Genomic DNA, 19,532 nt, shown 5'->3' on the forward strand with positions numbered 1-19,532 from the left:
GATCGGCAAGACGCATAACGATATCCGCGCCCAAAGGAGACACCGCATGACCCCTCGTAGCACTTTGACGGCCGCGCTGGCGGCCCTGCTGGTCGCGGGCGCCGCGCCCGCGCTGGCGCAGGTGAAGATCGGCGCCACCCTGTCCACCACCGGTCCCCAGGCCTCGCTGGGCATTCCCGAACGCAACACCATCAGCCTCCTGCCCACCGAGATCGGCGGCGCCAAGGTCGAATACGTGGTGCTGGACGACGCCTCCGACACCACCCGCGCGGTCAGCAATTCGCACAAGCTGATCTCGGAAAACCAGGTCGACCTCATCATCGGTTCGACCACTACCCCCAACACCATGGCCATGCTGGACACCGTGGCCAGCGGCGCCACCCCGGTCATCACGCTAGCCTCGTCGGCGCGCCTGATCGACCCGGTGGACGACAAGCGCCGCTGGGTCTTCAAGACGCCGCACTCCGACTCCCTGATGGCCGAGGGCATCGCCCGCCACGCCGCCGCCAACGGCGTCAAGAAGCTGGCCTTCATCGGTTTCAATAACGCCCTGGGCGAAACCTTCTGGGTGGAAGTGGAAAAGGCCGCCAAGCAGCACGGCATCGAGATCGTCGGCAAGGAAAGCTTCGCGCCCACCGACACCTCGGCGGTGGCGCAGACGCTGAAGCTGGTCGGCGCCGCCCCCGACGCCGTGGTGGTGGGCGCCTCCGGCACGCCAGCGGCGATGCCGGCGCGGGCGCTGCGCGAACGCGGCTTCAAGGGCAAGATCTACTTCAACCACGGCGTGGCCAACAACGACTTCCTGCGCGTCTGCGGCCCGGCCTGCGACGGCGCCTGGGTGCCGGTGGGGCCGGTGATGGTGGCCGACCTGCTGCCGGACGCCCACCCGGTCAAGGCCACGGCCCAGGCGTTCGCCAGGAAGTACGAGGCCGCCAACGGCCCGGGCAGCGTGTCGCTGTTCGCCGCCTACACCTGGGACATCGGCCTGCTGCTGCAGCAGGCCGTGCCGGTGGCGCTCAAGCAGGCCAAGCCCGGCACCCCGGAATTCCGCGCGGCCCTGCGCGACGCCCTGGAGAGCGTCAAGAACCTGCCGACCGCCACCGGCGTGGTCAACATGAGCCCGACCGACCACAACGGCCTGGACGAGCGCGCGCTGGTCATGGCCACCGTGGCCGGCGGCAAGTGGAAACTGCAGTAGCCGCCCCCCGGCGAGGGCGGCCGGCGCGCGCTTTCGGCGGGCGCGGCCGCCCGTAACCGTCCCAGGTTTTGTATGCTCACGGTTTTGCAGCACGAGCAACCGGGTGGACAGGGCATGACGGGACTAGGGAAAAAGCGTGTGGGCGGGCCGCGGCAATGGCTGGCCGGCGGACTGCTGGCCCTGGCGGCCGGCACGGCCTGCGCCCAGGTGCAGGGCCTGCCCCCGAGCGTGGTCAACGCCTGGAAGGCCAGCAAGCTGCCGGACAGTTCGCTGTCGCTGGTGGTGCAGGAAGTCGGCGGTCCGCGCCTGGCGACGCTGAACGCCAAGGAAGCGCGCAACCCGGCGTCGGTGATGAAGCTGGTCACCACCTGGGCGGCGCTGTCCGAGCTGGGCCCCAACTACGTCTGGCGCACCGCCTTCATGACCGAGCCGGGCGCCCGGCCCGACGCCAAGGGCGTGCTGTCGGGGCCGCTCTACCTGCGCGCCGGCGGCGATCCGCAATTCCTGATGCAGGACCTGTGGGTGCTGCTGCGCGAACTGCGCCTGCGCGGCGTCAAGCAGATCAATGACCTGGTGATCGACCGCAGCATCTTCGGCCAGGTCGCCACCGACCCCGGCGCCTTCGACGGCGCCCCCGACCGTGCCTACAACGCCAGCCCCGACGCGCTGATGGTGGGCTTTGGCGCGGTGCGCATCCTGTTCACCCCCGACTCCGCCGCCAACAAGTGGGTGCCGCTGATCGACCCGCCGTTGCCCGGCCTGAAGATCGAGGGCCGGGTCGAATGGAGCGACGCGCGTTGTCCGGGCGCGCCCGTGGTCAACACCGACCCGGTCATCACCCAGCAGGGCATCACCCTGCGCGTCAGCGGCAAGGTGGCCGGCTCCTGCGGCGAATTCGACCTGTACCGGCTGGCGCTGTCGCAGACCGACTACGCCACCGAGCTGTTCCGCCTGCTGTGGAAGGAACTGGGCGGCACGTTCAAGGGCCAGGTGCGTTCCGGCATGGTGCCGGGCGACGCCGTGGTGCTGGCCTCGCACGACTCGCCCACGCTGGCCGAGGTGATCCGCCAGATCAACAAGCGCAGCAACAACGTCATGGCGCGCACGCTGCTGCTGACCCTGGGCGCGGAAAAGGGCCGCCGGCCGGCCACCGTGGCCAGCAGCGGCGCCGTGGCAAAGGGCCTGCTGGCCAAGCAGGGCCTGGACATGCCCGAGCTGGTGATCGACAACGGCGCCGGCCTGTCGCGCGACGCCCGGGTGTCGGCCGACAGCCTGGCGTCGATGCTGACCGTGGCCTGGAATTCCCCCGTCATGCCGGAGTACATTTCATCCCTCGCGATCGCCGGGGTCGATGGCACGGTGCGCCGCCGCATGAAAGGCGACGGCACGCTCGGCATGGCCCACCTGAAAACCGGGTCGTTGCGCGACGTGCGCTCGATCGCCGGTTACGTGCTGGGCGCCAGCGGCAAGCGCTATGTGGTGGTCAGCATCGTCAACCACGAGCAGGCCGGCGCCGTGCGGGCCTTCGACGACGCCCTGATCGCCTGGCTGGCCGAACAATAAAGGTTGACGCGGCCCCCTGCATCCACCCGGCAAACCGATTACGATTCTCGGGCGCGCGCCGTATTTCCGGCGGCGCCTGAGGCGAACAACCCTGTCTATCAATATTCTGGAGATTTACGCACATGCCCGTGCACGAAATCCGCCATCCGCTGATCCGCCACAAGCTCGGGATCATGCGTCGCGCCGACCTCAGCACCAAGAGCTTCCGTGAACTGTCGCAGGAAGTGGGCGCGCTGCTCACGTACGAAGCGTCCAAGGACCTGCCGCTGGCTCCCGCCACCGTCGAAGGCTGGTGTGGCGCCGTGCAGGTCGAGAAGATCGCCGGCAAGAAGGTCACCGTGGTGCCCATCCTGCGCGCCGGCATCGGCATGCTGGACGGCGTGCTCAGCCTGATCCCGGGCGCCAAGGTCAGCGTGGTGGGCGTGGCCCGCAACGAAGAGACCCTGGAGGCCCACACCTACCTGGAACGCCTGGTGGGCGAGCTGGACCAGCGCCTGGCGCTGATCGTCGATCCGATGCTGGCCACCGGCGGCTCCATGGTCGCCGCCATCGACCTGCTCAAGCGCGCCGGCTGCAAGGAAATCCGCGCGCTGGTGCTGGTGGCCGCGCCGGTCGGCATCGACGCGGTGCTGGCCAAGCACCCGGACGTCCATATCTACACCGCGTCCATCGACGACGGCCTGAACGAGCATGGCTACATCATGCCGGGCCTGGGCGACGCGGGCGACCGCATCTTCGGCACCACCCAGAAGACCGACTGAGGTCTTCCGCCCCGGGCGGCGTGGCCCGGGCCCGCCGGCATCGGCCGCCAGCGGCCGCGCCGGGCGGGCGCTACGCCGCCAGTCTTTGCGGCGCGCCTTCCAGGTGCTCGCCGAACCAATGCAATGATTGCGCCAGTCCCGCCACCTCGCCCACGATCAGCAGGGCGGGCGAGCGGATGGCGTGCGCCCGCGCCAGACGCGGCAGGTCCTCCAGCGTGCCCGACAGCACCCGCTGCTCGGGCCGGCTGCCGTTCTCGATCAATGCGAACGGCGTCGTGGCGGCGCGGCCATGGCGGATCAGCCGCTGCGTCAGCAGCTCCAGCTGGCCCACGCCCATGTAGAACGCCAGCGTCTGGCGTTCGCGCGCCAGCGCCGGCCAATCCAGGTTGTCCTCGTCCTCGCGGCAGTGCGCCGTCACCAGGCGCACCGATTGCGCGTGCTCGCGGTGCGTCAGCGGAATGCCGGCATAGGCCGCACAGGCCAGCGCCGCGGTGATGCCGGGCACCACCTCATAGCGCACGCCGTGCGCGCGCAGGTGTTCCAGTTCCTCGCCGCCGCGGCCGAAGATGAAGGCGTCGCCGCCCTTGAGCCGCACCACGCGGCGGCCCAGGCGGGCGTGCTCGACCAGCAGGGCGTGGATGCGCGCCTGGGTCGCGTGATGGTCCTCGCCCGGCAGTTTGCCCACCGAGATGCGTTCGGCGTCGCGGCGCGCCAGCGACATGATGTCGTCGCTGACCAGCCGGTCGTACAGGATCACGTCGGCCTCGTTCAGCGCGCGCAGCGCCTTCAGCGTCAGCAGGCCGGGATCGCCGGGGCCGGCGCCGACCAGCACCACGCTGCCCTCGGCCGGCGCCAGCGGCTGGGCCAGGGCGGCTTGCAGCGCGGCTTCAGCGTCCTGCGGGCGCTGCTGGCGCAGCAGGCCGGCCACGGGGCCGTCCAGCAGCCAGTCATAGAAGCGGCGCCGCGCGCCCAGGTCGGGGTGGCCGGCGCGGATGCGCTGGCGGTAGCGTTCGGCCAGGCCGGCCAGGCGGCCCAGGCTGTGGTCGAACAGGGATTCGATGCGTTCGCGCAGGCGCCGCGCCAGCACCGGCGCCACGCCCGACGAGGAAATGGCGACGATGACCGGCGAGCGGTCGACGATGGACGGCACCTGGAACGACGACAGTTCAGGATCGTCCACTACGTTGCTGAAGATGCGGCGAGCCCGCGCGGCGTCGGAGACCGCCGCGTTGACGCCGCGGTCATCGGTGGCGGCCACCGCCAGCCACGCGCCATCAAGCCAGGCGGGGTCGAAGCGGCCCGCCAGGTGGCGGATGCGGCCCGCCGCCAGCAGCTCCGCCAGCGCCGGCGTCAGCTCGGGCGCGCCAACGGCGACATCGGCATGGGCTTCGAGCAGGGCGAGCGTCTTGCGCTCGGCCACCGCGCCGCCGCCCACGACCAGCACGGGCCGGTCTTTCAGATCGGCAAATATCGGGAAAAGCTTCATCACGCAGCCTCGGGCGCACCCGGCAGAAGGTCAAACGATCATAGGGATCGGGTTTCATCCCCACAACTTCTGATTTCTTGAATCCATATAGCCACAACTTATTTGGCGCGGCCCGCCCGCGGGTTGCGCCGGCTCAACTCATGCAAGTTCCATGCCCGCGTGCAGGCGCCGGCCAAGCCAGGAAATAAGCGCATCGGGCAGCGCCCGCGAGGGCGGGGACGCCCGGCCGCGGGAGCGGCGGGGGGCGGGCAGGGCGCCGGATTCGAGGCCGCGGGAACCGCCCGCACATCGATGGTGCGTCGCCGCATTCGTTTACGCACCAAGTTGGATCGCGCGGCGCGCCGGCCATCTTCGGGCGCGGTTTCCGGCGCGGCCGCGCACGGCCTCGCGGATCGCCGCAAACGCAGTGGGCGCGCGGGTGCGCGGCGACCGTGACGGGCGCGCCAGGACGCTTGGCACGCCGATTGCTTAACCGTTGATGGACGGGCCGCGCGCGGTCCGTCCACGCCAAGCGCCGCGATCCGCGGCAGGGAACAACGACGTTCCGCAGCGCCAACGGGTTGTTCCCGATCGGCGCGCGGGACGTTTTTTTTGCCAGGAGCCTCGTATGACGCCAGTGAAACCCCGCCTGCCCGCCGCCACGGGTCCGGATTCGACCACCGACGCCAGCCGCCGCAAGTGGCTGGCCGGCACCGCGCGCGCCGTGGCCGGCGCCGGCCTGCTGTCGCTGGTCGACCCGCTGGTGCGCGCCGGCGCCTGGGCCGCGGGCAGCGACGCCCCCGAAAAGACCGAGGTGAAGATTGGCTTCATTCCGCTGACCGACTGCGCCTCGGTGGTCATGGCCTCGGTGCTGGGCATCGACAAGAAGTACGGCGTCACCATCACGCCGTCCAAGGAAGCCTCCTGGGCCGCCGTGCGCGACAAGCTGCTCAACGGCGAGCTGGAGATGGCCCACGTGCTGTACGGCCTGATCTACGGCGTGCAGCTGGGCGTGGGCGGGCCGAAGAAGGACATGGCCGTGCTGATGAACCTGAACCAGAATGGCCAGGCCATCACCCTGTCGAACAAGCTGCTGCAGGCCGGCGCCCGCGATGGCGAATCGCTCGCCAAGGTGATGGCGTCAGAGAAGCGCGAATACACCTTCGCCCAGACCTTCCCGACCGGCACCCACGCCATGTGGCTGTACTACTGGCTGGCCGCCTACGGCATCGACCCGATGAAGGACGCCAAGGTCATCACCGTGCCGCCGCCGCAGATGGTGGCCAACATGCGCGTGGGCAACATGGACGGCTTCTGCGTGGGCGAACCGTGGGGCGCGCGCGCCATCCTCGACAAGATCGGCTTCACCTCGGTGACCACCCAGGCCATCTGGACCGACCATCCCGAAAAAGTGCTGGGCACCAGCGCCGATTTCGTGGCGCGCAATCCGAACACCGCGCGCGCCGTCACCGCCGCCATCCTGGAAGCGGGCAAATGGATCGACGCCTCGCCCGAGAACCGCCGCAAGACGGCCGAGACCATCGCCGCAAAGTCCTACGTCAACACCGACGCCAGCGGCATCGTCGACCGCATGCTGGGCCAGTACGACGATGGCCTGGGCAAGCGCTGGAGCGACGCGCACGCGATGCGTTTTTCGGGCGACGGCGCGGCCAACTTCCCGTACCTGAGCGACGGCATGTGGTTCCTCACCCAGCACAAGCGCTGGGGCCTGCTCAAGGAGCATCCCGACTATCTGGCCGTGGCGCGCCAGGTCAACCGCATCGATGTCTACAAGCAGGCCGCGCAGGCCGCCGGCATTGCCTTGCCCGCCGGCGAGATGCGCAGCTCCACCCTGATCGACGGCGTCGTTTGGGATGGCAGCAACCCGACGGCCTATGCCGACGGTTTCAAGGTCAAGGCCTGAGCGCCCCTTTGCACAGGAGAGAATCGCGATGTCTACCGTAACGAGTATGGAGCGGGCGGCGCCCGTGGCCGCGCCCGCCGCCGCGCCGGCGCCGCGGGCGGCCCCCTGGGCCGACGCCTGGCGCGAGCGCCTGGAAGCGGCGCTGCGCGCGGTGGTGGGCCCGGTGGCCGGCTTCGCGTTGTTCGTGCTGGTCTGGCAGGTGGTGGCCATGCGCATCCCCGAGATTCCCACGCCGGGCGTGACCTGGCGCGCGGCGGTGGAACTGTTCTCGGACCCGTTCTACGACAACGGCCCCAACGACAAGGGCATCGGCTGGAACCTGCTGGCCTCGCTGCAGCGGGTCGGCATCGGCTTTGGCCTGGCGGCGCTGGTCGGCATTCCGGTGGGCTTCGCCATCGGCCGCTACGCGCCGGTGCGGGCGATGTTCTCGCCCATCGTCAGCCTGCTGCGGCCGGTGTCGCCGCTGGCCTGGCTGCCGCTCGGCCTGCTGCTGTTCAAGGCCGCCAATCCGGCCGCGATCTGGGCGATCTTCATCTGTTCGATCTGGCCCATGATCATCAACACGGCGGTCGGCGTGTCGCGCGTGCCGCAGGATTACCTGAACGTGGCGCGGGTGCTGAACCTGTCGGAATGGAAGGTCACCACCAAGGTGCTGCTGCCGGCCGTGCTGCCCTACATGCTGACCGGCGTGCGGTTGTCGATCGGCACCGCCTGGCTGGTGATCGTCGCGGCCGAGATGCTGACCGGCGGCACCGGCATCGGCTTCTGGCTGTGGGACGAGTGGAACAACCTCAAGGTCGAGCACATCGTCATCGCCATTTTCGTGATCGGCATTGTCGGGCTGATCCTGGAAACGCTGCTGGTCGCGCTGGCCCGCCGCTTCACCTACACCGAGGAGTAGCGCCATGAAGAAATTCGTACGCATCGAACGCGTGGGCCAGACCTTCGCCACCCGCAAGGGCGCCTTCGTGGCGCTGCGCGACATCGACCTGACGGTGGAGCAGGGCGAGTTCATCACCCTGATCGGCCATTCCGGCTGCGGCAAATCGACCCTGCTGAACCTGATCGCGGGCCTGACCCGCCCGACCAGCGGCGTGCTGCTGTGCGCCGAGCGCGAAATCACCGGCCCCGGGCCGGACCGCGCGGTGGTGTTCCAGAACCATTCGCTGCTGCCCTGGCTGACCTGCTTCCAGAACGTGCACCTGGCGGTCGAGCGCGTCTTCGGCGCCACCGAGAAGCGCGCCCAGCTGGCCGAGCGCACCCGCGCCGCGCTCGACCTGGTGGGCCTGCTGCCGGCGCAGAACAAGCTGCCGCGCGAGATCTCCGGCGGCATGAAGCAGCGCGTCGGCATCGCCCGCGCGCTGGCGATCGAGCCGGGCGTGCTGTTGATGGACGAACCGTTCGGCGCGCTCGACGCGCTGACCCGCGCGCACCTGCGGGACGAGCTGCTCAAGATCGTCGCCAAGACCCGCACCACCACCATCATGGTCACGCACGACGTGGACGAGGCCGTGCTGCTGTCCGACCGCATCGTCATGCTGACCAACGGGCCGGCCGCGACCATCGGCGAGATCCTGCCGGTGCCGCTGGCGCGGCCGCGCGACCGGGTGCGGCTGGCCAACGATCCGGTCTACCTGTCGTGCCGCGCGGCGGTGGTGGATTTCCTGCACCGGCGCCACGGCAACCCCGAGCGGACCCCGGTGGCGTTGGCGGCGGTGCCCGATGCCGAGGACGAGCCGGCGGCGGGGGCGCGCGCCGTGGCCTGACGCGGGAACCCGATGCCCATGGGCCGGCGCGGCCACGCGCCCGCCTTGCGCCTGACACGTTCCGTCATGCGTGCGTTTTGCCAACCGGTGTAGTATCAAGCCAGCCGTGCGCGCGCAGCGCCGGCGTGTCCTGGATTTCTGGAGTGGCTTGTGGCATTGCGAAAATTGGCATCCCTGGTTTTGGTGACCGGCGCGCTGGGCGCGGCTGGCGTGGCGCAGGCCGGTGTCTGCGATGCGAAGTTCATGCACGAGGGCGGCGCGGTGCAACTGACCGGTTCGGGCAACATCGCGCTGGGCGCCGACCTGGCCTTCACCGAGGTTACGAAAAGCAATGGCGACAACTGCCGCGCCCGCGTGCAGGGCGTGGCCCGCTTCAGCTACGCGGGCCTGCCGCCGGGCAAGTCCAAGCTCGACTACCTGATGACCGTCAAGGGCGGCCAGGCCACCTTCCTCAAGTACGCCAACGCCGGCGAGGCGCCGCAGCCGTCCGAGGGCCAGTTCGACCTGCGCATGCTGGGCCTGTTCGCCTACGACGGCAAGCTCAACCCCGGGCAGAAGCTGCCGGGCTCGTCGTTCCGCCTGAAGATCGGCAAGGAAGCGCCGGTCGGCGGCCAGCCCAGCACCACGGTGCGCATCGGCGAGAAGACCGTCGGCCGCGCCGCCAGCATCGGCACCGCGCTGGGCCAGCAGTCCTGCCATCCGGTCACGTACACGCGCAATTCCGATCCCACCATGGCCACCTTCCAGGGGCTGACCATTCCGATCCCCGGCATGAACACCACCGTCACCGACTGGTACTGCCCGGCGGTCAATCTGGTCATGAAGCAGGATATCGACCAGGGCGGCGTGAAATCCGCCGTTGAGATTACGCAAATCAAGTAGCACACGGTAGCAAGCCGGCCGGGCCCGTCGCGGGGCGGCTGGTATGATGGTTTCGTCATAGACACACACAGGAGCTCAAAACATGGCCACGAGAAAATCCGAAGACGTCGCAAAAGAAAAACTCATCGACAGTGTCAAGACCAGCCTGAACGACGCTGAAAGCCTGCTGCGCGAAGCCGCCAGCAGCACGGGCGACAAGGCCGCCGAATTGCGCGAACGCGCCATGACCTCGCTCAAGCGCACCCGCGAAGCCCTGTACGAAGCCCAGGACGCGGTGCTCGAACGCGGTCGCAAGGCGGCGCGCGCCACCGATGACTACGTGCACGACAATCCCTGGCAAGCCATCGGCATCGCAGGCGTGACCGGCCTGCTGCTCGGCTTGCTGATCAGCCGCCGCTGACAGGGCAGGACCTCCGGGCGGGCGGCGCCGGCGTTTCGCCGCGTCCCCCGCCCGGTGTCCTTTTTGCCATGGGTCTACGCAAATCTGTTTTTGGCGTGGCGTCCAGCCTGGTCGGGCTGGCGCGCACGCGCCTCGAACTGCTGGCGCTGGAAGCGGCGGGCGAGAAGGCGCGCCTGCTCAAACTGCTGGGCATGGCGTTCGCCGCCCTGCTGTTCCTGACGCTGGCGGTGCTGGTGTTCACCATCACGGTCGCGGTGGCGTTCTGGCCGACCGAAGACCGCTATCTGGCATTGGGCCTGCTGGCGGCCTTCTATCTGGTGGTCGGCGTGGCGCTGCTGCTGGTGGTGCGCCACGGCCTGGTCTACGGACCGGCGCCGTTCGCGGCCACGCTGGAAGAGCTCGGCCGCGATGCCGAATTGCTCGAACGCGTGCGCGACGCGCAGGACGATGACGACCGGGCGCGCCGGCGCGAGGAGGACTGAACCATGACGAAACGGTCTCCCGCCGTCGATCGCGCCGTGCGCATCGAACTGCTGCGCGCCCGCGCCGCGATCGAGCGCGAGTCGCTGGCGCAGGGCATCGTGTCGGCCGGGCGCAAGCTCGAGCCGGCCGCGCTGCTCAAGAGCTTCCTGCCGGGCCTGGCGTCCGGCGGCGCGTCGCGCTGGGCCATGCAGGCCATCGGCCTGGCGCGGCGCTATCCCCTCATCAGTTCGTCGCTGTCGGCCATGTTCATGCGGGGCGGCGGCAAGTCGAAACTGCTCAAGCTGGCCGGCGGCGCGCTGGTGGGCTGGCAGTTGTTCAAGCTGTGGCGCGATGCGCGCCAGGGCGACGACGCGCGCTGACGCCATTGCGCCATCCGGCCGCGCCCACGACCCCGCCCGACCGGCGGGGTTTCTTTTTGCCGCGCCGCTTCTTTCCGTCCCTTAAATTTGAAATAAAATGCGTCCAATTCTCATATAGGTTTGGACATGTCTCGCACCCCCAGCATGCAGCCCCCCCTTCGTCCGTGGCCGCGGCCTTTCCGGCGGACGTCTGCCGCCGACGCGGCCGCCGCGCCGGGACTGGGCGGGCGTCTGGCGATCTGCCGGGATGTGCTGGACATCGTCTGGAAGCTGCTGCCGCTGTGGCTGGTGGTGCCGGGCCTGGGCATCTGGCTGTATCTGCGCGATGCGGGCTGGGAAAGCCTGTTCCTGGATGCGGTGGTGTCGTGGAGCGGACTGGGCGTGCTGCTGGCCGCCGGCGTGCTGGGCTGCCTGCTGCCCACGCTGTTCATCGTGTCGCCGGCGCTGATCTTCTTTGGCGGCCTGCGCGACACGCTGGCCGATCGCGCGGCGCGGGGCGCGCGTTTCTCCGCGACGGCCCGCCTGGCGGCGATGACGATGCTGGGTTGGCTGGCGGTGCTTGCCGGCGCGCGCGGCCGGATCGACGCGATCGAGCGCTGGATGCCGGGCGCCGGCATCGGGGGCTATCTGTTGGCGGGCGGCGTCCTGTGCCTGGGGGGGCATGCTGCTGGCCGCGGTGCTTGCGCGCAAGCCTTTGCGGCGCGAGTGGGAGGCGCAAGCCGGCTTTGGCCGTTGGCTGGCCTGCGCCGCGGGGCTGGGAGCGGCGCTGATGCTGACCAGCCTGGCGCCGTTCCTGGTCCTCGTGGCGTTGCTGGAGCCGCTGGCCGACGCGCTTGGTTTTGTCTTCACCCTGGCGCTCGTGCTGGCCTTGACCTTCGCATTGAGCTTCCTGCCCGTGCTGGCGCTGTTGTCCACGCCGGCCCAGGCGAGCCGCCGTGGCAAGATGACCGTGTGGACCATCGTCGTGTTCGGCGTGGTGGTGTTGCTCGCCGGCCAGTACGGCAGCCTGGTGCAGTGGGTGCTCAAGCCGATGGGGGTGTACCAGACCGGGCCGATGATGTACCTGTTGGTCAAGCCCGAAGCGGCCGCGGCGGCCAGCGCCGCCGGCCTGCCGCCTGTGTCGGTCAAGGGCGCGCAGGCCGTGCGCGGCTACCAGCGGTTCGCGCTGGGCGGGGTGTTGCTGTTGTGCCAGCAGGCCCGCACATTGCCTGGCCAGGCGCGCGGCGCCGGCTGCGTGGCGCTGCGCCGCGACGATGCGATTCCGTATCTGCAGGCGCCCGCCGTTGCCACGCCGGGCATCGAGCGGCCCCGGGCGAAGCGGCCTCGGCGGATGGAGACCGGCGTGTCCGGTTGACAGGCGTGAGGGCAGCGCGCCGCGCGGTTGCCGGCGCGCCGCGGCCGGCCGTCGCGGCCGGCGACCGGCCCCTGCGCCCTACAGCCCCAGCTGCCCCCAGATGTCGTCCACCCGCTTCTTGACGTCGGCGTCCATGGTGATGGGCGTGCCCCATTCGCGCTGGGTCTCGCCGGGCCATTTGTTGGTGGCGTCCAGGCCCATCTTGCCGCCCAGTCCGGACACCGGCGAGGCGAAGTCGAGGTAGTCGATGGGGGTGTTTTCGACCAGCAACGTGTCGCGCACCGGATCCATGCGCGTGGTCATGGCCCACACCACTTCCTTCCAGTCGCGCGGATTGATGTCCTCGTCCACCACCACGATGAACTTGGTGTACATGAACTGGCGCAGGATGCTCCACAGCCCGAACATGACGCGCTTGGCGTGGCCGGCATACTGCTTGCGGATCGACACCACCGCCAGGCGGTAGCTGCAGCCCTCGGGCGGCAGGTAGAAGTCGACGATTTCCGGCAACTGGCGCCGCAGCAGCGGCACGAACACCTCATTGAGCGCCACGCCCAGCACGGCGGGCTCGTCGGGCGGCTTGCCGGTGTAGGTGGAGTGATAGATCGGATTGCGGCGCATGGTGATGCGCTCGACCGTGAACACCGGGAACCAGTCCTGCTCGTTGTAGTAGCCCGTGTGGTCGCCGTAGGGGCCTTCCAGCGCCATCTCGTAGTCGCTGTTGGGCGGCGGGTTGACGCCGTCCGGCACCACGGGGGCGATGGCGCGTGGATCCGACGACGGCAGCAGGTGGCCTTCCAGCACGATCTCGGCCCAGGCCGGCACCGACAGGTTGCTGCCCAGCGCCTGCGCCACCTCGGTGCGCGAGCCGCGCAGCAGGCCGGCGAACTGGTATTCGGACAGGCTGTCCGGCACCGGCGTGACCGCGCCCAGCGTGGTGGCCGGGTCGGCGCCCAGCGCCACGGCGATGGGGAAGGGCGTGCCCGGATGGGCCAGCGCGTGGTCGCGGAAATCGAGCGCGCCGCCGCGGTGCGACAGCCAGCGCATGATGAGCTTGTTCGGCCCCAGCAACTGCTGGCGGTAGATGCCCAGGTTCTGGCGGCGGGCGTTAGGGCCGCGCGTGATCACCAGGCCCCAGGTCAAGAGCGGCGCCACGTCGCCGGGCCAGCAGGTCTGGATCGGCAGACGCGTCAGGTCCACGTCCTTGCCTTCCCAGACGATCTCCTGGCAGGCCGGACTCTTGACGTTCTTGGGGCTCATGTCCCACAGGGCCGACTTCAGCATCGACACCTTGGCCAGCGCGTCGCGAAAGCCCTTGGGCGCTTCGGGTTCGCGCAGCGAGGCCAGCAGCTCGCCGATGTCGCGCAGCGCGCTGACGTCGTCGGCGCCCATGCCGCGGGCCACCCGCGAGGGCGTGCCGAACAGGTTGGCCAGCACCGGCATCTCGGCCGGCTTGCCGTCGTGCCGGGCTTTTTCGAACAGCAGGGCGGGGCCCTCGGCGCGCAGCACGCGGTCGGAAATCTCGGTCATTTCCAGGCGCGTCGAGACCGGCGCGGCGATGCGTTTGAGCTCGCCCATGCGTTCGAGTTGAGCGAGGAAGTCTCTAAGGTCGCGGTATTTCACTACAGATCCCGGCTATTTGGTTACATCTTGGGGAGAAAGAGAGGTTAACATTGACTCCCTCTTTTTCCACGCAGGAGGTTTTATGCCCGATGCGTCAGTGGCCAGCCTGTTCAGGAACATGGCCCAAGGAGTGCACCAATATCTTGCTGAATCGCTGCGCATCTGCTCCGTCTACCTGGGCATCGCGGTGATCGTGACGGTAAGCATGGGATTCGCCCTGCCTGGTTTGCGCGACCAGGCATTGCAAGTGCACAAAGCCTTGTTGACCGCCCTCGCGCCTTCATCCATGCAGACCGGCGTCGAATCCGAAGCCGGGTCCGAATTCGGCGTCGATACTTCGTCGGCGATCGCCATGGCCGTGCCCACCGCGCCGTCCAGCAATGCGACCGGCATGCTGGGGCCTGCCCGCGCCGCGCCCGCGACGCCCAAGAAGCCTGCCATGGTCGCCACCGGCCCGCAGGCCGAAGCCTTGCGCAACTACATTTCGCGCAAGTACAAGGTCGCCTATGACGCGACCGGCCCGCTCCTGAACACCGTGTACAAGGTGGGCCGCGAGAAGCAGCTGGATCCGCTCCTGCTGCTGGCCGTGATCGCCATCGAGTCGCGCTACAACCCGCTGGCCGAGAGCCACGTCGGCGCGCAGGGCCTGATGCAGGTGATGACCAGCGTGCACCAGGACAAGTTCGATGCCGTCGGCAAGAACCCGCTGGACCCCGGCGCCAACATCGCCGTCGGGGCGACGATCCTGAGGGACTGCATCAACCGGCGCGGCTCGGTCGATGGCGGCCTGGCCTGCTACGTCGGCTCGACCGGGCCGGACGACAACGGCTACGGCGCCAAGGTGCAGGCCGAGCGCCGCCGCCTGGCGTTGGCCTCGGGCATCGCGCTGGCCCGGGATTGACCCTGGCCCGTGGCCTGAGGTGGCGGCCGCTGGCCGCTCGGCGCGCCGGCTAGCGCCGGCGCCGCCCTCAGTGAAACGTCACCAGGATGGTGACCTGCTGGCTGAATGCCCCCGGCACCAGCGTTGTTCCCGTCTTCTCCAGTTCCGCCGAGTAATACAGATTCCTGGGGCGCAGGCTGGTGGTCAACGATTCGCTGTCATGCCAGGCGTTGAAAGTGATCGGCGTGACGCCGCTTTGCTTGATCTTCAGCGCGAGGCCATTTGGCGCCCCATCGGTGTTTTTCAGTTCTATGCCCTGGCCCAGGGACGTCAGCGCGGTGTTGCCCTCGGGTTCGAATTTGATCCGCAGGGGAACCACCATGCTGCCCAGGTCGAGGACGTTGAAACCGCCATCGCAGGCCGTGTCGAAATCCGCGACGATGGTGAACTGCTGCGGCTTGGGCAGGGGAAGATTGCCCGCGCTGTACGCCCGGCCCAGGTAGACCGAACCCGGCGTCGAGATCTTCGCGATGCAGGTCGGGATGAGGCTGATGGCCGTGGCGTTGTTCGAACCGATTTCGATGTGATTGGTGTGGATGAATCCGTAGTGCATCCTGACGAGGTCGGTGTACGCGGGGAAGTAGGCCCTGACGGGTCTGGTCGGAGGCGTGACGGTGACCAGCCGCAGCCTGCCGAGCAGCAACCCGTTTGCCGTCAACGTACTGTCCGTGGCGGACTTGGGGGCGTAGCTCTCGTTGCTCAAGGGGAATCTGTCGTCCGTCGTGTTGCCCGTCGGTACCCAGTCCGGATAGCCATTGATCTGAATGACGAGTTTCAGCCCGGCCTTGCGCAACTCGTTTATGACCGGCGCCAAGTTTGCGCCCGACACCAGGAACGGCTTCCTGGTTGCTGCTGTGTCGCTGACGCACACCCATGGCACGGGCGGCAGAGGGGCGTCATAGACGACCGTGCCTGGCGGATTGGACTTGTCCAGCGACAGTAGCGCTGGCGCGAATTGTCCGGGCGCGGCCTGTATCCCTTTGTTTTCGATGTAGTTGCCGGCCCGCGTCGGGTCGAGCTGGCACCCCGGCCCGACCGCATGGGCCGGCAGCGGCAGCAGGCAGGCGATGAGCCATCCCGCCGCCGCCAGCGCGCCACGCCGCGGGCGGCGGATCCTTGTCGTGTTCCGCTTGAACATGTATTGACTCTTGAAAAAGGGAAAGGCGGCCCGGCGCCGGTCGCCGCCCCGGAAAATATAGGTGGCCCGGGCCGGCAATGGCCGCGCCGCCATAGGCTTGGCTATTGCGTCCGGACGGCGCTGGCGGGAGGGCGAGGCGGGGCCATGGCCAGGCGGCGCGCCTGGGCGCGAGGAACGGGAAGGACCCGTTCCGCCCGGCGATTTTGCATGGCAAGGATTATCTGAACGTTAAGGTTTCGTCAGACGGAAAGGCGGGCCGGCGCGCGGCCGCCCGACCAGTGTATCGGCGCGTCCCGCCCGTGGCAGGCGCCCGCGCCGATATGGCGGCCCGGTCCGAGGCGGCCGGGCCGACGGGCGCGCCTCAGCGGCCCAGCAGCCTGCCCAGGCGGGCCACGGCTTCTTCCAGCCGGTCCAGGCCGGTGGCGTAGGAAAAGCGCATGGTGTGGTGGCCATGGGCGGGGCCGAAGTCCAGGCCGGGCACGGCGGCGATGCCGGCTTCCAGCAGCAGGCGTTGCGAGAAGCTGGCGCTGTCTGTGCCGAAGTCGCTGATGTCGGCGTAGATGTAGAAAGCGCCGTCCGGCTTGACCGGCACCTTCAGGCCCAGGCGTTCGAACTCGGGCAGCAGGTAGTCGCGGCGCTGCTTGAAGGCTTCGCGGCGGTGTTCAAAGGTGCGCAGGGCGTCGGGCGTGAAGCAGGCCAGGGCGGCATGCTGCGCCAGCGTGGGGGCGCAGATGGCCAGGCTGCCGGCGATCTTCTCGACCGGGGCGGCCATGTCCTCGGGCACGATCATCCAGCCCAGGCGCCAGCCGGTCATGTGGAAATACTTCGAGAAGCTGTTGATGACGATGATGTCGTCGTCCAGCGTCAGCGCCGAGCGCGGCTGGCCTTCATAGGACAGGCCCAGGTAGATCTCGTCGACGATGGCGAAGCCGTGGCGGGCGCGCACCTCGGCCAGCAGCCTGGACAGTTCGCCGTGGTCGATGGAGGTGCCGGTGGGGTTGCTGGGCGAGGCCACCAGCACGCCCTGGGTGGCGTCGGTCCACTGCTGCGCCACGTCCTCGGCCGACAGCTGGAAACGCTTGGCGGCGGAGCTGGGGATCAGGCGCGGCCGGCCGCCGGCGGCCAGCACGAAGTTGCTGTTGGCGGGGTAGGACGGGTCCGGCATCAGGACTTCGCCGCCGGGGTTGACCAGGGCGGCGCAGGCCAGGGTCAGGGCGCCCGAGGCGCCGGCCGTGACGATGACGCGCCGCGGGTTGATCGTGGCGCCGAACTGGTCGTGGTAGAACTGGGCGATCGCCTCGCGCAGCGGCATCAGGCCGGCGGGGGCGCTGTAGCCGCTCTGGCCGGCCTGGGCCGCGCGCTGCAGCGCTTCCACGACCTGGGGCGGCGCGGTAAAGTCCGGTTCGCCGATGCCCAGGCTGATGATGTCCTTGCCCGCCGCCTGCAGCGCCTGCGCCTGCTTGAACAGCTCGACGACCTGGAAGGTCAGGAATTCGTTGGTACGGGCGGCAAGGCGGGGCATCGGACTCTCGAAGGCTACTTGAAGCGGAATAAAGGGAATTGTAGTCATGCAGCCATCACGGCGCGCTTTCCTCCTGGGCCGGCGGCCCGCCCAGACGCCCTGGGCCACCTTCCTGCAACGGCTGGGGCTGTTGTGCCAGGGGACGCTGCGCGACCTGGGCGCGACGGCGGGCGAGGGGCCGCGCGCGGTGTTGACGCCGGCGCGCGAGGGCGATGTGACGCATGCGCGCGCGCTGTGCGCCGAATACGGCGTGACACTGGCGCTGGACGATGCCGATGGGCCGTTCACGCCGGTCGACGGCCCGCTGCTGCGGGTCGATCCCGGTCGCCTGGCGGGCCTGGCGCGGCTGGCCGGGGCGGCGCCGCGCTGGCGCGCCCAGCCCGGCGTGCCGCTGGCGGCGCTGGCGCAGGCGGGGCTGCGGCAATTCGACGGGCTGCCCGGCGCCATGACCCTGGCCCAATGGCTGGCCGCGCCGGCAGCCTGGCCGGCGGGGGACTGCGCGGCGTCGGGCGTGCTGGCCGTGGATCTGCTGCTGGCGGACGGCGTCGAGGAAACCCTGGGACCGTTCGGCGCCGATGACCTGCAGCCGTTGCGGTCGGCGACAGTGCAGCGGCTGGTGCCGGCGCTGTTCCAGCTGGTGAACGGGGATCTGGCCGCCGCCTGCCGCGCCGGGGAGTCCTGGCTGGCGCGCTATCGGCTCGACGCCCTGGCGCCACGGGCGCCGGCGACGGTCAACCTGGCGCATCTGATGCTGGGGCAGGGCGGCACGCTGGCCTGGGTGCAGGGGGTGACGCTGGCGGACAGTCCGCCCGTCGCCGATGCCGGGGCCGCCCCCGCGCCGCAGGCCGGCGCCCTGGCGCCGCGCATCAAGGCGCTGTTCGACCCGTATGGGCGTTTTCCCGAATTCACGCCGCCGCCGAATAGCGACAGTTTGTAAGCCGGGGGTAAGATGGGCGGCGCCCGCGGCCTGGCCGGGGCGGCGCGTCCCGGGGGGCCGCGCAGGGAACGTTTCGCGCGGTTCGCCATCGGAATAGAATTGCCCCCTTTCGTGTTCCTCACTCTAGCCAGTAGCCGCCCCTATGGATGCCAACCTCCGCAAAGCCGCCCTTGAATATCACGAGCACGGCCGCCCCGGCAAGATCTCGGTCACGCCGACCAAGCAGCTCACCAACCAACGCGACCTGGCCCTGGCGTACTCGCCCGGCGTGGCGGCGGCCTGTGAGGAAATCGTGGCGGACCCGGCCAATGTGTTCCGCTACACCGCGCGCGGCAACCTGGTCGGCGTGATCACCAACGGCACCGCGGTGCTGGGCCTGGGCAATATCGGCGCGCTGGCCTCCAAGCCGGTGATGGAAGGCAAGGCGGTGCTGTTCAAGAAGTTCGCCGGCCTGGACGTGTTCGACATCGAGATCAACGAAACCGATCCGGACAAGCTGGTCGAGATCATCGCCGGCCTGGAAGCCACCTTCGGCGGCATCAACCTCGAAGACATCAAGGCGCCGGAATGCTTCACCGTCGAGCGCAAGCTGCGCGAGCGCATGAAGATCCCCGTCTTCCACGATGACCAGCACGGCACCGCGATCTGTGTGTCGGCGGCCTTCATCAATGGCCTGAAGGTGGCGGGCAAGGACATCGACAAGGTCAAGGTCGTGACGTCCGGCGCCGGCGCGGCCGCGCTGGCCTGCCTGGATCTGATGGTGGACCTGGGCCTGCCGCTGGAAAACATCTGGGTCACCGACATCGAGGGCGTGGTCTACGAAGGCCGCACCGTGCTGATGGACCCGGACAAGGCGCGCTTCATGCAGAAGACCGACGCCCGCAAGCTGGCCGAGGTGATCGAGGGCGCGGATGTGTTCCTGGGCCTGTCGGCCGGCGGCGTGCTCAAGCCCGAGATGGTCGCCAAGATGGGCCCGCGCCCGCTGATCCTGGCGCTGGCCAACCCGACGCCGGAGATCCTGCCCGAGCTGGCCCATTCGGTGCGCGACGACGTGGTGATGGCGACCGGCCGTTCGGACTACCCGAACCAGGTCAACAACGTGTTGTGCTTCCCGTACATCTTCCGCGGCGCGCTGGACGTGGGCGCGACGACCATCACGCGCGAGATGGAAAAGGCCGCGGTGTATGCCATCGCCGCGCTGGCCGAGGAAGAACAGA

At 69.3% G+C, this 19,532-nt stretch carries 18 protein-coding genes; 14 read left to right on the forward strand and 4 right to left on the reverse strand.

The genetic code is table 11. The features are described from left to right. The first annotated feature begins 46 nt into the window (after positions 1–46). From AOZ49_RS14275 to upp, 3 genes are all read left to right on the forward strand, one after another. Positions 47–1,198 (forward strand): ABC transporter substrate-binding protein, encoded by a 1,152-nt coding sequence (locus tag AOZ49_RS14275; protein WP_054476013.1) that lies wholly within the window; start codon positions 47–49, stop codon positions 1,196–1,198. A 114-nt stretch (positions 1,199–1,312) separates the two neighbouring features. Then, the gene (gene dacB, locus AOZ49_RS14280) at positions 1,313–2,761 is read left to right on the forward strand and encodes a D-alanyl-D-alanine carboxypeptidase/D-alanyl-D-alanine endopeptidase (protein WP_054476015.1); all 1,449 of its coding nucleotides are present in this window, start codon (positions 1,313–1,315) and stop codon (positions 2,759–2,761) included. 122 nt (positions 2,762–2,883) lie between these two features. After that, the gene (gene upp, locus AOZ49_RS14285; protein WP_054428553.1) at positions 2,884–3,522 is read left to right on the forward strand and encodes a uracil phosphoribosyltransferase; all 639 of its coding nucleotides are present in this window, start codon (positions 2,884–2,886) and stop codon (positions 3,520–3,522) included. 70 nt (positions 3,523–3,592) lie between these two features. Here upp and cysG read toward each other — a convergent pair whose 3' ends face one another. Beyond that, positions 3,593–5,008 (reverse strand): siroheme synthase CysG, encoded by a 1,416-nt coding sequence (cysG, locus tag AOZ49_RS14290; RefSeq protein WP_054476016.1) that lies wholly within the window; start codon positions 5,006–5,008, stop codon positions 3,593–3,595. A gap of 628 nt (positions 5,009–5,636) precedes the next feature. On the opposite strand from cysG, the gene AOZ49_RS14295 reads away from it, so the two are divergent. From AOZ49_RS14295 to AOZ49_RS14335, 8 genes are all read left to right on the forward strand, one after another. Then, a complete protein-coding gene (locus AOZ49_RS14295; protein ID WP_054429214.1) occupies positions 5,637–6,911 on the forward strand; it encodes a CmpA/NrtA family ABC transporter substrate-binding protein in 1,275 nt (424 codons plus the stop codon). Positions 6,912–6,939: 28 nt separating this feature from the next. Further along, complete coding sequence (ntrB, locus tag AOZ49_RS14300) at positions 6,940–7,812, forward strand: nitrate ABC transporter permease (protein WP_054476019.1); 873 nt, start codon at positions 6,940–6,942, stop codon at positions 7,810–7,812. 4 nt (positions 7,813–7,816) lie between these two features. After that, positions 7,817–8,677, forward strand: a complete 861-nt coding sequence (locus tag AOZ49_RS14305; RefSeq protein WP_054476020.1) for an ABC transporter ATP-binding protein — start codon at positions 7,817–7,819, stop codon at positions 8,675–8,677. A 156-nt stretch (positions 8,678–8,833) separates the two neighbouring features. Continuing rightward, positions 8,834–9,559 carry a hypothetical protein gene (locus AOZ49_RS14310; RefSeq protein WP_054428549.1) on the forward strand — a complete coding sequence of 242 codons (726 nt, stop codon included), beginning with the start codon at positions 8,834–8,836 and terminating at the stop codon, positions 9,557–9,559. A gap of 82 nt (positions 9,560–9,641) precedes the next feature. Beyond that, positions 9,642–9,959: an ElaB/YgaM/YqjD family protein gene (locus tag AOZ49_RS14315; protein ID WP_054428548.1), complete on the forward strand. Its 318-nt coding sequence runs from the start codon at positions 9,642–9,644 to the stop codon at positions 9,957–9,959. A 68-nt stretch (positions 9,960–10,027) separates the two neighbouring features. Next, positions 10,028–10,441 (forward strand): phage holin family protein, encoded by a 414-nt coding sequence (locus AOZ49_RS14320; protein WP_054428547.1) that lies wholly within the window; start codon positions 10,028–10,030, stop codon positions 10,439–10,441. A gap of 3 nt (positions 10,442–10,444) precedes the next feature. Further along, on the forward strand, positions 10,445–10,801 hold the full coding sequence (locus AOZ49_RS14325; protein ID WP_054476023.1) for a hypothetical protein: 357 nt from the start codon (positions 10,445–10,447) through the stop codon (positions 10,799–10,801). Between the two features lie 661 nt (positions 10,802–11,462). After that, the gene (locus tag AOZ49_RS14335) at positions 11,463–12,155 is read left to right on the forward strand and encodes a hypothetical protein (RefSeq protein ID WP_054476027.1); all 693 of its coding nucleotides are present in this window, start codon (positions 11,463–11,465) and stop codon (positions 12,153–12,155) included. A gap of 78 nt (positions 12,156–12,233) precedes the next feature. Here AOZ49_RS14335 and ubiD read toward each other — a convergent pair whose 3' ends face one another. Next, positions 12,234–13,778, reverse strand: a complete 1,545-nt coding sequence (gene ubiD, locus AOZ49_RS14340; RefSeq protein ID WP_054428544.1) for a 4-hydroxy-3-polyprenylbenzoate decarboxylase — start codon at positions 13,776–13,778, stop codon at positions 12,234–12,236. A gap of 82 nt (positions 13,779–13,860) precedes the next feature. On the opposite strand from ubiD, the gene AOZ49_RS14345 reads away from it, so the two are divergent. Beyond that, positions 13,861–14,679, forward strand: a complete 819-nt coding sequence (locus AOZ49_RS14345) for a lytic transglycosylase domain-containing protein (protein ID WP_006390870.1) — start codon at positions 13,861–13,863, stop codon at positions 14,677–14,679. 67 nt (positions 14,680–14,746) lie between these two features. Here AOZ49_RS14345 and AOZ49_RS14350 read toward each other — a convergent pair whose 3' ends face one another. Beyond that, positions 14,747–15,856 (reverse strand): fimbrial protein, encoded by a 1,110-nt coding sequence (locus tag AOZ49_RS14350; protein ID WP_082380455.1) that lies wholly within the window; start codon positions 15,854–15,856, stop codon positions 14,747–14,749. 361 nt (positions 15,857–16,217) lie between these two features. Continuing rightward, positions 16,218–17,378 (reverse strand): pyridoxal phosphate-dependent aminotransferase, encoded by a 1,161-nt coding sequence (locus AOZ49_RS14355; RefSeq protein WP_054476031.1) that lies wholly within the window; start codon positions 17,376–17,378, stop codon positions 16,218–16,220. Positions 17,379–17,424: 46 nt separating this feature from the next. On the opposite strand from AOZ49_RS14355, the gene AOZ49_RS14360 reads away from it, so the two are divergent. Together AOZ49_RS14360 and AOZ49_RS14365 are read left to right on the forward strand one after the other, a co-directional pair. Further along, positions 17,425–18,315 carry a hypothetical protein gene (locus AOZ49_RS14360; RefSeq protein ID WP_054476034.1) on the forward strand — a complete coding sequence of 297 codons (891 nt, stop codon included), beginning with the start codon at positions 17,425–17,427 and terminating at the stop codon, positions 18,313–18,315. A gap of 142 nt (positions 18,316–18,457) precedes the next feature. After that, a partial coding sequence (locus AOZ49_RS14365) for a malic enzyme-like NAD(P)-binding protein (RefSeq protein WP_304439434.1) occupies positions 18,458–19,532 on the forward strand: 1,075 nt, incomplete at its 3' end.

Source organism: Achromobacter sp. 2789STDY5608615 (genome assembly GCF_001298995.1).
Taxonomy (GTDB): Bacteria; Pseudomonadota; Gammaproteobacteria; order Burkholderiales; family Burkholderiaceae_B; genus Achromobacter; species Achromobacter insuavis.